The sequence below is a fragment of the Flagellimonas taeanensis genome, from assembly GCF_003584105.1.
Classification (GTDB): domain Bacteria; phylum Bacteroidota; class Bacteroidia; order Flavobacteriales; family Flavobacteriaceae; genus Flagellimonas; species Flagellimonas taeanensis.
The window spans coordinates 94,610-109,841 of record NZ_QXFO01000017.1; the positions used below are offsets into that span (position 1 = coordinate 94,610).

Sequence of the window (15,232 nt, forward strand, 5' to 3'; positions counted from 1 at the left end):
GAAGAGTATTTCTTCTCTCCGCCGAACAATGGTAGTTGTCAACGTTTATATTAAGTTTACCAAGTTCTTTTCTTCAAAATTTCTTGGATTTGCTCTCGGGAAACAGGAAGTTCGTCAATATGTTCGTTGAGCCATTTACTAAAGTCCTTTTCAATGTCATCGGCCCAACGTGTATCTATTTGTCCGGCCGTATAGACACCCTCTTTGATACGTTGATGTCCGAACATATCGCGCAAACGGACAACCTCGGAAGTTGTCGCCACTTTTTCTGCCAAATGTGCAGGTATAAAGGTGACCACGCCCATTTTGCCCAAAACAACATCACCGGGCATTACAGTTACGGTCCTGATTCTTGTAGGCTTATTGATGCCGATGAGCATGGTATTCAAATCTCCGGGAGGATTATGGTGTGAAGCATCATAACTTGTGTAAAAAGAGGTAAAGCCACCTATCTCCATGAGTCCTTCAACATCCCTTAAGGCACCATCGTAAACTATGCCATTACCTGTTTTCGCATAAATGGCATTACCTACATTGTCACCAATTGTTGGGCCATCCTTATCAGCACCAAATTGGTCGGCCACATACACATCGCCCTTGACCAAAATATCCACGGGCCAAGTGTTCTGTCCTCGTTTTCCCTGGGCCTTTCCACGGTCATCAATAGCTTTCCAGACATCTGGACGACCTGGCATAAAGGTTGCCGTGACCGCACGCCCGACCAAGACACTATCCGGATTGATCATTTTCCAATCCTCCGCGATTTGATAGCGATAACCCTCATTCTTCATCACGGCCCAAGCCTCTTCCACACTTACGGATTTTATCCTTTCCAATAGCGCATCCGATACTTTGGGTCTACCATCTTCAAAACGCTCCCCTTTCCATTCCGGGGTCAAAAAAATGAGTTCTTCCTTGCTGATCTGCTGAGCCATCATTTGAGTTGCCAGACCGACAAGGACCAATAATAGCATGTATGTTTTTCTTGACATAATAGTATGGTTTGATTTACTGTTGATCATTCAAAAAATGGCACGCCTTCCGGTGCATATTTCCTCATGGCCTCTTCGTTTATATCCACTCCAATACCGGGCTTGTTGGAAACAGTGACAAAACTGTCCTTTACCCAATCCCCTTCATCGTAGGTAACGATTTCCTTGAACATTGGATCTGTGTGGAAATAGGATTGCCATTCCATCAAATGGAAATTGGGCACCGTGACGCACACATGGGCACAGGCCATGGCCCCCAAGAAGGAAGCTACCATATGGGGCGAAAAGGGAACGTAATATAGATTGGCGAGGTTCGCAATGCGTTGTCCTTCCCCAAGTCCGCCACATTTTTGCAGATCGGGCATGATAATATCCACCCCATTATCCAACAATTGCTTAAATCCGTGGCCTAAATACACATTTTCACCTGCCGAAATGGGTGTGCTGGTCTCCTCGGCCAGTGTTTTGAAGGCATCAAAATTTTCTGCTGGGATTGGCTCTTCCAACCAAGTCAGGTTAAGGTCTTCCACTTTTTTGGCAATGGTCTGGGCGGTTACATGATCGTAACGCCCGTGCATATCCACACAAAGGTCTATTTTTGGTCCTACAGCTTCCCTCACTGCAGCAAGCTGGTCATACATTCTTATGATTTCGCCAGGACTGGCCGTCCAGTTATAGCGATCGTATTTATCAGGGTCACTTGCATAATCCAAGTCGAATTTCAATGCATTAAAGCCCCAATTGCTGATGGCATCCTTGGCCGCGGTGGCAAAATCATCCGGAGAGGGGAACTCAACACGATATAGTGCAGTATCGCAATACACCCTCACTTTATCCCTAAATTTGCCTCCAAGCAGTTGATATACGGGCAAATCAAGGGCTTTTCCTGACAAATCCCATAAGGCAGTCTCTATGGCAGAAAGTACGGCCACGTACATTCCAGATTGGGCTCCACCGAAATGCCCACCCCTTCGGATATCCTCAAAAATCTTGTGGACATTGAACGGACTTTGACCCCGTAACCGTCTTCCAAACATCTGGACAAGATGGTAGGTGCCGTTAACGGCATCCACACCTTCGCCGCAACCATAAATTCCTTGGTTGGTATATATTTTGACAAATAAACTACTTCCGCGTTTAATATAGCCACATTTAACGTCTGTGATTTTCAGATCCGATGGTGCGGATAGTTTCGGGTTTTTGTCCATGGCTTCCTGGTATTCCGAACCAAATGCTACTGAGGATACCATTCCCAATCCCGCGCTGGCCACGATTGATTTGGATATAAAAGATCTTCTTGAATTTTTCATACGTTGTTTGTTTTTGACTTATATGGATGAATAATTATTGATTTTTTAATTGGTCATTACAGTTTCAGGCTTTTCAACAGTGGGTTTTCCATGCCAGTATGAAGCTAAAATAGAGCCTGTTATGTTCATTAGAGGGCCAAATACGGCCGGTGCCAGCCCCATGGTGGCAATTTTACCCAAACTGTTGGCTATACCAGATGCCAATCCCCCATTTTGCATCCCCACTTCAATGGCGATGGTTCTAGCATCTTTTTCGGACATCTTAAAGAGTCTCGCATACCAATACCCCAGTAAATACCCAAAAAGATTATGCGCCAATACCAACAGCATCAATATTCCGCCTATTTCCAAAAGGCTGTCCCTACCTGCTGCGGTGATAATGGTGATTATAAGACCAATGGCCAACATGGATATCAAGGGCATTGCCCTTCCCAACCATTTGGTCCTATTGCCAAATAGTTTATTGAAGAGCAAGCCTGCCCCGATAGGTATGATGATCATCTTTACGATGCTCCACATCATGGCGAACACATCAATTTCAATGAACTCACCGGCGAACAACTTCATCATCAAAGGCGTAAGAAAGGGTGCCAAAAGCGTGGCAATGGAGGTAATGGTTATCGAAAGTGCGACATTGGCGTTGGCCAAAAAAGCCATTACGTTGGAGGCCACACCGCTGGGAGAACAGCCTATGAGCACTATCCCCGCAGCAATTTCCGGGGGAAAATTACTGATCTGGGCCAAGAAATAACCCATCAGCGGCATTACTATCAATTGCGCCGAAACTCCAATCATCACCCCTTTTGGTGATTGGAATACGGCCGCAAAATCTTTGATGCTCATCGTGGTTCCCATGCCGAACATGATGATCTGTATCAAGGGAATAATCAGTACGGTGAATTTGAAATCACCCATATGGGTAAAATAATCAGGATAATATAGTGCTGCCGTCACCCCCGCAAAAATCATTGTGGTGAATATCAGCCCCTTCATTTTTTCGTACCCGTTAAACCCGAAGGCCAACAACGCAAAAAATCCAAGAATAAAAAGTCCGGCCTGATCGATATGGCCCGTTATGGCCATCCCAATAATTATCAGGAACAGCAATCCCGCCAATCCCAGTGCTATTGTATATATTGTGATATTTTTCAAAATCGGGGGTATTAAAGTTTATATGCCTGTCTTGCCAATAATCTCCATTGCCCACCTTCCTTTTGAAACACCAATAGGCAACCTATTTTGACTGTCGCCGGTGTACCGTTATTGGTGCCTTCGCCCTTAAAAATATGGCGAACTATGCCGGTCTTGCCTGAAATTGAAATAGTTTGATCTACTGGGATTATCGACGAAAACTGAAACCCACCATGCAAGACACCGTCCACGTATTCCGCTTTATTCTCTATCTTACCGCTGGAGTGGCCATAGGTTAGATTGTCCATGGTCAATTCCTCCAGTTCATCTTTATTTCCATCGACCATGGCCTTATAAAGCTGGTTTACGGCATCATCGATTTTTTTGACCTCAGCATCCTTGTTTTGAGCCATTAAAACTGTAGAGAAACAGAGAAGTATTCCCAAAAAGCAGTGCTTTATGGTCATCAAAAATTTAGGGGAATCTTTTAAAAGGTAATTTTTCATTCGTTTGGTTTTATGGTGATAGAACCTAATCTTTTTTGGATGCCATATAATCATTAAGTTCCTTTCTGGTCATGGGCAGTTTGCTATCTGGATACTCCTTTAGCCAATTTTCAAAATCTGCATTGATCTCTTTTGTCCACCTGGTATCAATCTGTCCTGCTGTGTATTTTTTTTCCCGTAACCTTTGAAATCCAAAAAGATCACGCAGGCCCACTATTTCAGAGGAAAGCACCAATTCCGAAGCCAAATGGGAAGGAATAAAAACGGTTCCATGTTGGTTCGCCAAAACCACGTCGCCAGGTAAAACGATTGCCCTTCCGACACGGATGGGCATGTTGATACTGGTCAACATTTCTTCCTGTAAATAGGAAGGATCGGCGCCCTTGTACCATCCATTGAATCCTTCGATATCCAAGAGACCTGCAACATCCCTTACGCCTCCGTCAAAAATCACCCCGTTTTTGGAATTGGCATAGATGGCGTTTCCTAAATTGGAGCCGATCAGGGTACCATCGATAATTCTTCCGTAGCCATCTGCCACATAAACGTCCCCGTGCACCAATTGCTGGATCGGCCATGAGTTGCTGCCACCGATCGTATCACGGTTTTCTTTGGCCCCCTTTAATTTTACCAATTGTTGATAGTCCGGTCTAAGCGGCATATATTGTGCCGTCACGACCCTACCTGTCATGGCGCTTTCTGGGTGGATTATTTCCCATTCACCTTCATATTGGTTGTTATATCCCTTTCGCCTTAAAAAGCCCCAAGCCTCTTCTATTTGAATATTTTTCATTCTTTGCAATAAAGCATCGGAGACTTTTGGCCTTCCGTCCGCAAAACGCTCACCGGTCCAGTTGGAGGTCAGTTCCTTAATGTATTCTGGTGAGGCCGTTACTCCTTGTGATCTGACATGAAAAAAACCAAGAAAACAACTTAGCACCAATACTATCCTTAAACTTTTCATTTTTGTACTTTTTAATTTTCCCTTATAAAATGGGATGATCCATACTAATTTTCCAACGTATTAAGTGAGATAGGAAACCCCCGCTGAAAACGGGAGTCTTCCTATCAAACCCAAACTAACTCAAACTAACTCAAAATCTTACTCCCAAATACAGTGGTGAACCTAATGGGACACCGCCTTTATTCAGAAGAATGTTGCCACGTTATCAACTATAGGTCCTGTCATGGGAACGAAGCTCGTTCCATTCTTCAGTGGATTTAAAGAATGTTTTGTCCGAAGGATGCAAATGTTCCTTCACCACTTCTTCATCCAACTCTATCCCCAAACCTGGTGCGGTAAGCGGAACGGTGGCAAAACCTTTGTCGATCATCTTAAAACCACCGACCGTTTTTACCAAGCTTTCCCACCATGGTACATCCACCGAGTGGTGCTCCAGGGCCAAAAAGTTTTGCGTCGCGGCCGCACAATGCACATTGGCCATGAAAGAAACAGGTGTGCCAGCTTGGTGCATGGCCATGGCAATACCATATTCCTCGGCATAGTCGCCGATTCTTTTTGTTTCCAAAAGGCCGCCTGATGATGCCAGGTCTGGGTGTATAATATCTACCGCCCTGTCGTGAATAAGTGGCTTGAAATCCTTTAATAGGTAAATATCCTCCCCTGTGGTGGTGGGCGTCTCAATGGCATCGGTGATAGTCCTCCATTGCTCATTGTACTGCCATGGCACCATATCCTCGAACCAAGCCAACCTATATTTGTCAAGGGCTTTTGCCAAACGTATCCCGTTATTGAGATCAAAATGTCCATAATGATCGGTTGAAATCGGAATTTCATAACCTACCATGTTCCGTACATCCTCCACTACCTGCTGCAGTTCCTCAAGTCCTTTTTCGGTAATCTGTATCTGGGTAAAAGGGTGCATGGTATTTGCGTAGGACATCGGATTGCTCCGATCGCCCCATTGGGCCAAAACTCCTTTATCGTTTTCCCAGAACTTTCTATTGACCACAGTATTGGGCTTGCCCCTTAGTTCCCCAATGGAAACATCCATTTTCAGCCAAGTGTATCCCTGTTCATTTATCCTGAAATCTATCAATCGTTTTTGCTCTTCAGGAGAGGATGCTTCGGGGGTATCTGCATAGAGCCTTACTTTGTCCCTGTACCTTCCCCCGAGCAATTGCCAAGCGGGCACATTGTATGCCTTACCGCAAATATCCCAGAGTGCCATTTCAACGGCGCAGACCCCTCCAGCTTGTCTGGCAGGCCCTCCGAATTGTTTTATGCTCTTGAATATCTTTTCGACATTGCAAGGGTTTTTGCCCAAGATCCTGCTTTTAAGAAAAAGTGCATAGCGTACGTCCGCTGCGTCCCTCACCTCGCCAAGACCATAAATGCCTTGATTGGTCTCTATCTTGATTATGGCCGTTCCGCCCATCACATTTGTAAGGGCATACCTCATATCGGTGATCTTGAGTTCTGAAGGTGCGGACATCCGGCTGACCTTAGACGTGGTCTGTGCTATGGTATCTTCTATGCCCAAACCCATCATCCCGGTCATTGCAATACCGCCCAAGGCCGTCTTTTTCAGAAAGTTTCTTCTGTCGTCGGCTGTTCTCGGGTTTTCCATTTCTGCCTGCCTGGCCAACCCAAGGTCTTTTTCTTCTTGCTTGTTCTTAGCTATGATTTGTTTCAATACTGATTTCATACTTATTTTTTGTAATGATCTTGGTTATCAATTAATCTACATCCCACCAAACCTTTGTATCCAAGTTGTCGGGTCCCATTCTGGAAACCGCCTCTTGAAGGTTTTCCTGATTTACTGCTATTTCATCAGGGGGGTAGGTCAACCTATTTATGAAATCACCTGTGATGTCTTGGGCCGGATAGGGATTGGGCGCCAAATCTGGATAGCCAGACCTTCTAAAATTGGCAAACAGCTCCGGGCCGTTCAAAAAGGAAGCCACCCAATATTGTGTGTTGATTTCCTCAACAGCATTGGCCATGTCCAATGGATTGGCCGCTATATAAGCATCAATATCCGTCCCCGCAATGGCCACACTTTCCCCGTAGGCAGCTACCTGCTCCATATGTCCGCGTATTCCATTCTCATAATATTCGGCCGCATCGCCCGATACCCAACCATTGACCGCTGCCTCTGCCAACAACAATTGGGTCTGTGCATAGGTGCAGAGAAACATGGGTGACGATTGGGCCCCATATGTAAACCTATCCAACTGGGTAAAGTCATAGAAACTGGCCAGTCCCTCATTGGCCACTACCGTGCCGATGGTACTGTTGTCATACCCCATAGGCATCCCTATCTGATCGTCAGGGTCCTTCGATGAGATGCCTACTACTTGGTCCGGCCCTGATGCAGCACCCACATATCTGATTGCCAATGAGGCCAACCTCGGGTCATTGTTTCCATACAGGTAGTCCACAAATACATCCGTCAAATAAAAGTTATTGGCTTCTGTCCCATTAAAGGTAGGGCTGTAGGGATTGGTAAAATTGGTGTCATGGCGAACCACAAAATTATCGTCATTTGACTCCATTACACCTCCATCAAAGCCACTCTGAACGGTCTGTTGTGCCAAGGTAGCATCTACATTGGAAAGTCGCATACCTATCCTGACCAAGAGGGAGTTGGCCAGTTTTCTCCACTGGTCCAAATCTCCTGCGTACATGGCCTCCCCGTTTTCAGCTGGGGCAGCAGCACTCAGGGCATCCCTGGCTTCTGTCAATTCTGTGATCAAATCCGGGTAGATCTGTTCTTGGGGATCATAGTTTGGCAACACCACCTGCTCCGATAAGCCCTTACCTGCCTCAAAATATGGGATTTCCCCATATTCATCAGTCAACACCATAAAAGCATAGGCTTCCAGGATACGGGCCATCTGCAATAAATTAGTGCGGTCCGATTCTTCAGTGTTTAGCTGAAAAATAACGTCACTGGTATGTTTTATAACGTTTTCATAATATGCATCCCACTGATTGCCGGTATTGTTCCGGTTATCCTGATTATAGTTGGCCCCGGCCACAAATCCCGAGTTCGGGGTGACTATCTGCTGTACAATGGCTTCATCATAGTAGATATTGGTGCCACTTGGAAAGGAGAGCCCAACTATTGCATTGTTCAACAGGAACACTGGGTCTATACTTTCGCTTGTGGGGTCTACCGTATTGGTATTGAGTTCATCAAAATTCTTTTCGCACCCCAATAGACCACCTATCAGGATTACAAAAATTATGATTCTATTCCCTATATTTTTCATGATGTCTTATTTAGAATTTGATGTTTAGGTTACACCCGATACTTCTTGTCGTCGGTACACCTGTGGATTCCAATCCTGAAACGTTGTCCGAGCTATAGGCAAAGGAGTCGGGATCAATATTGGGAACCCATTTTTTGAGTATCGCCACATTGTTTGCAATCAGGCTCAGGGTAACCCCTTGTACAAAGGAGTTCTCTGGAATGAACTTTTGGAAATCATAGCCCAAGGTAATCTGCCTCAATTTCCAGAACCCAGAATTGTACACAATGGGCTCTATCAATTGCTGTGAGCGCACCACTTCCCAGTAGGTCTGGGGTTCCGTTGCAACAGTATTGGGTTCTCCTGCCTGGTTCACCCCTTCCCCAATAACTCCGGTATCCCTGCCAGGAAGGGTCATTTTATGGAGCCCGTGTCTAACGGCATTGAAGTTGGTACCGGAAATCATCTTACCTCCCAATTTGAAGTCAATCAAAAAGGATAAGTTGAAATCCTTGTAACGCACAGTGTTCGTGATACCTCCAACCCATTTGGGCAGTGCACTTCCAAAGAATTTGATCTCATCTGACCTCAAAGGCCTTCCGTCATTTGCAAATATTTGTCTTCCTTGGTCGTCGAACTTGTACCCGAAACCGGCCAATTGACCAATTTCCTCACCTACCACTTGGTAGAGGTAACCGTTGAATACGTGGTTACCCACCAATATACTCTCTCCTTCCTCATCGCTAAGGAGGCTGATCACTTTGGTTTTATTGTAGGACGCATTGAAACTGAAATCCCATCGTAGATCATCATTGCGAATCGGTGTCAGGTTCAACAGCATTTCAATACCGTCGCTCCTACTTTCACCACTGTTGATCAACTGGCTTATAAATCCTGAAGAATTGGAAATCTGGGCTGGAATGATCTGATCTATCGTGGTCTTTCGATATACGGCCACATCCAATCCTACCCGGTTATCGAACATTCTCAAGTCCACACCTATTTCTGTTTCCTTGACACGCATGGGGCGAAGATCAGGATTGGGAAGTATGGACGTATTGGCCCCGGCGACTGGATTGGGAGCCCCATCCGGTCCTGGGAAAAAGTTGGCATTGATGTCGTAGAACAGCGCATCGGAATAAGGATTCACGTCCGTATCGCTACCCACTTCGGCATAAGCGGCCCTTAGTTTGCCCAGGGTAAGCCATTCTGCGCTATCCCCGATCCAATTGGAGAACAGAACACTACCGGAAACTGACGGATACAGGATACTCCTATTCTCTTTGGCAAGTGTGGAGAACCAATCGTTACGGGCCGTTCCGCTTAAGAAATAGGTATCCTTATAGGATAGGTCAACAGCTCCGTACAAGGAGTTTATGCCTCTTTCGGACATGGAAAAGGTGGGATTCTTCACCCTACCGTTTTGTACGGTGTACAAATCCCTGATCACAAAATCGGTAACATCCACCTGGTTAAGCTCTTGCCTTCTTCTCAGTTGGTTGCCCCCGATATTGAATCCCAGTCCTAGGTCTTCTGAAAGATCAAAATCGCCGGAGAACAAAAAGTCTACATTGGTTTCTCTATATCTTCTTGCGGTTTGGGTGTAGGTACCATTGAAAAATGGTTCGGGAGCAGCTTGGCGGGAAGCTTGTCCTGTGGGAAATCCGTTAAATTCCTGGGAACGGGACCAATAATCCTGCCCTACCCTGATCTGTCCGGTGAGCCACGAAAGAATTTTATATCGTGCCGCGACGTTACCGAAAATTCTATCCCTTCGTATTTCGTTAAATTGTTCGGAAAGTGTGAAGTAAGGGTTTGTGCGATTTCTAAATCTGCTATATACAAACTCATTTCCATTGGCATCAAACTTTTTCTCTTCCAAGAGATCCAATGGCATGGAGTTGGCCATATTGAAAAGGGCCACTGGAATTGTGTTGTCCTGTTGACCTACATTGGGAGGGTTCACATTTTTCTCATAGGAATAGTTGATATGGGTCTCAATGCTGAGCTTGTCCGACAAGTCATAGTTTGCACCAAGGTTCACGGTCTTCCTGTTGAATTCGTTGTTCGGGGTTATGCCCTTACTGCCCAAATTGGAAAGGGAGAGATTGAAACCTCCCTTTTCCGATCCACTTGAGATGGATATGGAATTGGTAATATCGGTTCCGTTCCTGTAGAATTTCTTTATCCTATCATATACGGGAACATAGGGAACTTCCACACCGTCAAAAAGAACCTGTGTCATTCCAGGCTGAAAACGCTCCCCGAAGGACCATTGTCCCGAGGTGGGATTGGCAGATGTTGGCCTTACCCCGAATTCACCTTGTCCGTATTCATACTGATAATCTGTAAAATCCAAAGGTGTATGGTCCATTACGTTAAGGTTGTAGGTGATGCCTATTCCTTGTTGGCGGCCACGGGATTTCGTGGTGATCATGATCACGCCATCCTTTGCCCTGGACCCATAAAGTGCGGCCCCGGTGGCACCCTTAAGAATGGTCATACTTTCTATATCGTCCGGGTTGATACTGGAAAAACCATCGCCTCCATCGGAAAAGACACCATCGCTATTGGTACCTACTTCTGTACTTGTACTGCCGGGACTGGTTCCAAAACTTGTATTATCAATGGGAACACCGTTTACCACTATCAAAGGGTTGTTGGTTCCAGAAATGGAGGATTGCCCGCGTATCCTGACCTTTGATGATCCACCCGGACCTGTGCTCAGTGATGAAATGTTGACACCGGCCACCTTACCTTGAAGTGTGTTCATAAAGTTGGAGGACCTGTTCACGTTGACCTCTTCGGCATCTACCTGAGCTATGGAGTATCCCAACTTCTTGGTCTCTTGCTTAATACCCAAGGCAGTAACAACCACTTCATTCAAGTTCTGGGTATCTTCCTGCAATACGATATTGAGGGTTGTGGCCTCACCAACGGGAATTTCCTTTCTTGTAAACCCGATGGAACTGACCAACAAAATGGCATTGGAGTTCTGGACCGTTATCTGGTAAACTCCGTCAAAGTTGGCGGCAACACCATTGGTTGTGCCTTTTTCAATTACGGAAGCCCCTGGTATCGGCACGCCATTGGAATCTGTGATCTTTCCTGAAATTGTAGCCTGGGGGTTGTCATCAGGGAAAGGGGGAAGACCCGCTTCCAGAGTTGCGCTATCGATTGCGTTCTTGGTCTTTAAAATAATTTGTTGTTTGTTGAAAAGATAAGTGATGTTGGTTCCCTGGAAAAGTTGGTCCAGTATTTCAGTGATCAATTTTTTGTCCACATTGATGGAGACCTTTCTGTGGGCATTTACCTTTTTGTTGTCATAAAAGAACTTGAATTCTGAAACAGATTCAATCTGTTCGAACACTTGCGAAATCTCTACATTTTCCATTTCCAAACTGAGTTTGGTCTTTTGGGAGTAGGAATTTGCGTATGTCGAAAAAAAGGAAACCGTCAAAAAAAGTGCAGTTAGTTTCACTGTCAGCGACAAGTTGTTTGTTAGACAAGGCAGAGTGCTCTTGATGTAATTTTTCATACCTTTGTAATGTTTTTAGTTAACTTAATTTTTTTGAGTTAATAATCTCAATCGGGAAGATGTTGCCGCATTTCCCGATTTTTTTTTGTGCATTTATTTCATAGGCGTGTAACTGGTTTTTGGTTATTTATTCTAAAATGGTTATTTGATCGTTTTCTATCACATAATCAAAACTTGTTTCGGACACGAAAGTGTTGAGCACTTCTTCAATGGTTTCCACATCAAAAGTGGCCGTGAACACCCTGTCCTCCAATTCTTTGTTCTTGTTCTGTATGGTCACCCCATAGTGTCTTTCAAGCCTTTTTTCTATATCCTTGAACTTCATTCCCTTGAGAACGAGTTTTCCTTGCATCCAACTGGTATATAATTCGGTATCGACCTGTTTCACGCTTATTTTTTTATCGGTTCCCTCCCAAGAGCCCATATCTCCTGGGGTGAGCAATATAGAATCGTCTTTATCGTAATCCCTGCCCGATTCATAGAGGCTAACGGATCCTTCGACCAGTACCGTTTTCTGGTCTGTATCCTCGGGATAGGAAGTCACATTGAATTTGGTTCCCAGAACACGTATGTCCAATGAACGGGAAGTGACAATGAATGGACTGTTTTCATCTTTCTTAACATCAAAGAACGCTTCACCGATCAAGGTCACTTTTCTATGCTTTCCTTTGATGAATTTTACCGGATACTCCAAGGTGGAACCGGCATTAAGATTGACAGTAGTTCCGTCTGACAATACAATTTTGAACATTTTCCCATTGGGGATATGGAGCGTATTGTACACCTCAACTTCATCTTCATCAATATTGTTTTGGGAATAATCGACCACACCGTCAGCTTTGCTGCCCAGCACATCGCCATCTTTTGTTACGATCTCCATAGCGCCAGATTGGGAGAGGATTCGGGTTTCACCATTTCCCAATTCCAACCTAATGGCTGTTGGATCAGGTGCTATCTCCACCTGCTTTTCCATATAAAATGACCTATATAGAAGGGATAGCCCTACAACACCAACAAAAATTGCTGCATAGCGCATAAACTTGGCGTAAGAAATTATTGGGCGTCTGTTCGATTTATTTGTGTGAAGTTCACGTTGGATTATTTCCCAAGCTTTTTGTGGATCAAGGTGGTCTATCTCCCGCAATTCCTTCGATTTGCCCTGTAAATTTGTGAGCCTTTGAAAGGTAGAAAGATTTTCATCATCTTCAGCCAACCACTTTTCAAATAGAATTTCTTCTTCTTCGTTTAAGTGCCCTTTTAATTTTTTAAGGATAATTTTTACGATCAATTTGGTCTTTGTTTATAGCGACGATAACATACCATCTACTTATAAGACCAATAAAAACAAAAAGCGGGTAGTGAAAATCTTAAATTTTTGTATTTTTTTTTATCAATATGACATCCTACAGCATCCATAAATGGATATTTCTCAAATTTAGGCGAAGTATTTTAAAAGACTTTTTCAAATGATACTTTACCGTGTTGACCGTTACACCCATGATTTCTGCCGCACTTTCATACTTGATCCCTTCTATGACGCAAAGTTCAAATACCTTTCTATTCTGTGCCGGCAAAGATTCCAGTTCCCTGAAAATCGTTTCGGAAATCTCTGACTGTATCAACTCGTTCTCATAGGAGGGTACGTGGGTAGTGGAATGGGGAATAGTGAAAGTTCTTTGCTTACTTTTGATTTTTTTTAAACTTTCATTTCTTACAGCTTTGCTGATGTAGGGTTTTAAACTGCCAATGGAGCCATGCTCCTCTTTCTGTAACAGTTTAATGAAAATGGCCTGCACCACATCTTCTGCATCATCCAGATCATGTACATAACTAAAGGATAACAAACACCATTCTTGGTAATGTTCAAGAAACATCTTTTCCAAAATTTTAGTATTTATCATTTCCGTAATAATTTTTGAACTTGTCTAAAAGCCTAATGTACAGTAGGGGAAAAGAATTTGGATACCGTATAATTAATTGTACATTTTACACTTAATTTAACAGCAATTTATTAATTTGTTGTTATCTATGCAAAAAAAATGTGAAAATTACAAGTAACAACATCTGTATTGCCGATTTAGCAATCGGCAGGTATTGTAGTTGTTCAAGCTAGAGAGACAAAACGTATAAGTGGGCGTAATCTAAATCAAAATTTTTACCATGAAAGACCTATTGACGAACGGTTCCATTACAAATGAAGGCATTTGGATAGGAAGATGCCACATACCACCTGAAAGAGCCTATAACAATATTGAAGGGCCCCATGTAATTTGGGCCCATAAGGAATGGGTATATGATTTATCGTATTATTTCAAGTCTACGGGAGAACTAATTAATTCAGGCAGCTACAAAGAAATATTAAATGTAAAAGACCCAAATATTAAAAAAGTGGGACCTTTTGAAGAAATTTTGGGAAATTCATTTTACTATCAAAAAAATCATGCCAAGCCATTTTTCCTCTCCCCTAACGACACCCAAGCCGTAAAGGCCTGCGGGGTCACTTTTATAAAAAGCTTATTGGAAAGGGTAATTGAGGAGCGAGCAAAAGGAGAACCTCAATTGGCCATGCAACTAAGGGACGAGATCACCTCTGTCATTGGCGAAAGCCTTACCAACATAGTACCGGGATCACCACAGGCCGCTAGTTTAAAAGAGGAATTAAAGAAAAGGGGGATTTGGTCCCAGTACTTGGAAGTTGGTATTGGCCCTAATGCAGAAGTGTTCACTAAAAGCCAACCTTTTTCATCGGTGGGATTTGGCGCAGAGGTTGGTGTGCTCAGTGATTCCAAATGGAACAATCCCGAACCTGAAATCGTCTTGGTGGTCACCAATTCCGGCAAAATCGTAGGGGCAACTTTGGGCAATGATGTGAATTTACGGGATTATGAGGGCAGAAGTGCCTTATTATTGGGAGAAGCAAAGGATCAAAATGGATCTTGTGCCGTTGGTCCCTTGTTCCGAATGTTCGATGACTCTTTTTCGTTGGACGATGTAAAAACTGCCAAGGTATCCTTAACGATTACCGGGACCGATGGTTTTGAATTAAAAGATGCGAGCGATATGGGAGAAATAAGCAGGTCGCCTGAAGATTTGGTAAAACAAGTGATCAATGATAACCATCAATACCCCGATGGATTTGTTCTTTTTTGCGGAACCATGTTCGCTCCAACGTTGGATAGAAATGAAAAAGATATGGGATTCACCCATAAACCACAGGACAGGGTGATTATTGAATCCCCTAAACTGGGTATGCTGGTGAATTGGGTCAACTCAGCAGATAAAATTCCCAATTGGAATTTCGGAATCAATGCTTTTGTTGACTACTCTTTAAAAAGGTCACAAAAAAAGAACTGATGGAAAGTACATTAAAATACCCTCAAGGCCAATGATACAAACCTTTCCGATGTATGGCTTTGGGCGGCGACAAAAACCACTTGCCCAAAGCCCTGTGTTGAAATCAAAGTAGCTTCCAGCGAATCATTTTCATGGCTTTGACTTATAAATACCCTTTAAAAATCAATAAGAGAAAAAAATTAA

The 15,232-nt window shown here is 43.8% G+C and carries 11 protein-coding genes; 1 reads left to right on the top strand and 10 read right to left on the bottom strand.

Features of this window, described 5'->3' with window-relative positions:
- Positions 1 to 56: 56 nt before the first annotated feature.
- The 10 genes from D2V93_RS07585 to D2V93_RS07630 form a co-directional block, all read right to left on the bottom strand.
- Positions 57 to 992 carry an RraA family protein gene (locus D2V93_RS07585; protein WP_072879365.1) on the bottom strand — a complete coding sequence of 312 codons (936 nt, stop codon included), beginning with the start codon at positions 990 to 992 and terminating at the stop codon, positions 57 to 59.
- A gap of 26 nt (positions 993 to 1,018) precedes the next feature.
- Positions 1,019 to 2,302 (bottom strand): mandelate racemase/muconate lactonizing enzyme family protein, encoded by a 1,284-nt coding sequence (locus tag D2V93_RS07590; RefSeq protein ID WP_119619022.1) that lies wholly within the window; start codon positions 2,300 to 2,302, stop codon positions 1,019 to 1,021.
- A 45-nt stretch (positions 2,303 to 2,347) separates the two neighbouring features.
- Positions 2,348 to 3,454, bottom strand: a complete 1,107-nt coding sequence (locus D2V93_RS07595; protein ID WP_245978137.1) for a bile acid:sodium symporter family protein — start codon at positions 3,452 to 3,454, stop codon at positions 2,348 to 2,350.
- Positions 3,455 to 3,465: 11 nt separating this feature from the next.
- Complete coding sequence (locus D2V93_RS07600) at positions 3,466 to 3,939, bottom strand: nuclear transport factor 2 family protein (RefSeq protein ID WP_182849963.1); 474 nt, start codon at positions 3,937 to 3,939, stop codon at positions 3,466 to 3,468.
- A gap of 25 nt (positions 3,940 to 3,964) precedes the next feature.
- Positions 3,965 to 4,903: an RraA family protein gene (locus tag D2V93_RS07605; RefSeq protein ID WP_119619024.1), complete on the bottom strand. Its 939-nt coding sequence runs from the start codon at positions 4,901 to 4,903 to the stop codon at positions 3,965 to 3,967.
- Between the two features lie 205 nt (positions 4,904 to 5,108).
- Positions 5,109 to 6,608 (bottom strand): mandelate racemase/muconate lactonizing enzyme family protein, encoded by a 1,500-nt coding sequence (locus D2V93_RS07610; protein ID WP_119619025.1) that lies wholly within the window; start codon positions 6,606 to 6,608, stop codon positions 5,109 to 5,111.
- A 31-nt stretch (positions 6,609 to 6,639) separates the two neighbouring features.
- Positions 6,640 to 8,178 (bottom strand): SusD/RagB family nutrient-binding outer membrane lipoprotein, encoded by a 1,539-nt coding sequence (locus tag D2V93_RS07615; protein ID WP_119619026.1) that lies wholly within the window; start codon positions 8,176 to 8,178, stop codon positions 6,640 to 6,642.
- Between the two features lie 10 nt (positions 8,179 to 8,188).
- Positions 8,189 to 11,551 carry a SusC/RagA family TonB-linked outer membrane protein gene (locus D2V93_RS07620; RefSeq protein WP_119619077.1) on the bottom strand — a complete coding sequence of 1,121 codons (3,363 nt, stop codon included), beginning with the start codon at positions 11,549 to 11,551 and terminating at the stop codon, positions 8,189 to 8,191.
- Positions 11,552 to 11,822: 271 nt separating this feature from the next.
- On the bottom strand, positions 11,823 to 12,668 hold the full coding sequence (locus D2V93_RS07625; RefSeq protein ID WP_182849964.1) for a FecR family protein: 846 nt from the start codon (positions 12,666 to 12,668) through the stop codon (positions 11,823 to 11,825).
- A 430-nt stretch (positions 12,669 to 13,098) separates the two neighbouring features.
- Complete coding sequence (locus D2V93_RS07630) at positions 13,099 to 13,596, bottom strand: RNA polymerase sigma factor (protein WP_072878919.1); 498 nt, start codon at positions 13,594 to 13,596, stop codon at positions 13,099 to 13,101.
- A gap of 259 nt (positions 13,597 to 13,855) precedes the next feature.
- On the opposite strand from D2V93_RS07630, the gene D2V93_RS07635 reads away from it, so the two are divergent.
- Positions 13,856 to 15,049: a fumarylacetoacetate hydrolase family protein gene (locus tag D2V93_RS07635; protein WP_119619028.1), complete on the top strand. Its 1,194-nt coding sequence runs from the start codon at positions 13,856 to 13,858 to the stop codon at positions 15,047 to 15,049.
- Positions 15,050 to 15,232 lie beyond the last annotated feature (183 nt).

What these genes read in the sequence shown, in the direction of transcription:
- D2V93_RS07585 (WP_072879365.1), bottom strand. Translation starts at nt 992, where the DNA reads ATGTCAAGAAAAACATACATGCTATTATTGGTCCTTGTCGGTCTGGCA.
- D2V93_RS07590 (WP_119619022.1), bottom strand. Translation starts at nt 2,302, where the DNA reads ATGAAAAATTCAAGAAGATCTTTTATATCCAAATCAATCGTGGCCAGC.
- D2V93_RS07600 (WP_182849963.1), bottom strand. Translation starts at nt 3,939, where the DNA reads ATGAAAAATTACCTTTTAAAAGATTCCCCTAAATTTTTGATGACCATA.
- D2V93_RS07605 (WP_119619024.1), bottom strand. Translation starts at nt 4,903, where the DNA reads ATGAAAAGTTTAAGGATAGTATTGGTGCTAAGTTGTTTTCTTGGTTTT.
- D2V93_RS07610 (WP_119619025.1), bottom strand. Translation starts at nt 6,608, where the DNA reads ATGAAATCAGTATTGAAACAAATCATAGCTAAGAACAAGCAAGAAGAA.
- D2V93_RS07615 (WP_119619026.1), bottom strand. Translation starts at nt 8,178, where the DNA reads ATGAAAAATATAGGGAATAGAATCATAATTTTTGTAATCCTGATAGGT.
- D2V93_RS07620 (WP_119619077.1), bottom strand. Translation starts at nt 11,551, where the DNA reads ATGGAAAATGTAGAGATTTCGCAAGTGTTCGAACAGATTGAATCTGTT.
- D2V93_RS07625 (WP_182849964.1), bottom strand. Translation starts at nt 12,668, where the DNA reads ATGGAAAAGCAGGTGGAGATAGCACCTGATCCAACAGCCATTAGGTTG.
- D2V93_RS07630 (WP_072878919.1), bottom strand. Translation starts at nt 13,596, where the DNA reads ATGATAAATACTAAAATTTTGGAAAAGATGTTTCTTGAACATTACCAA.
- D2V93_RS07635 (WP_119619028.1), top strand. Translation starts at nt 13,856, where the DNA reads ATGAAAGACCTATTGACGAACGGTTCCATTACAAATGAAGGCATTTGG.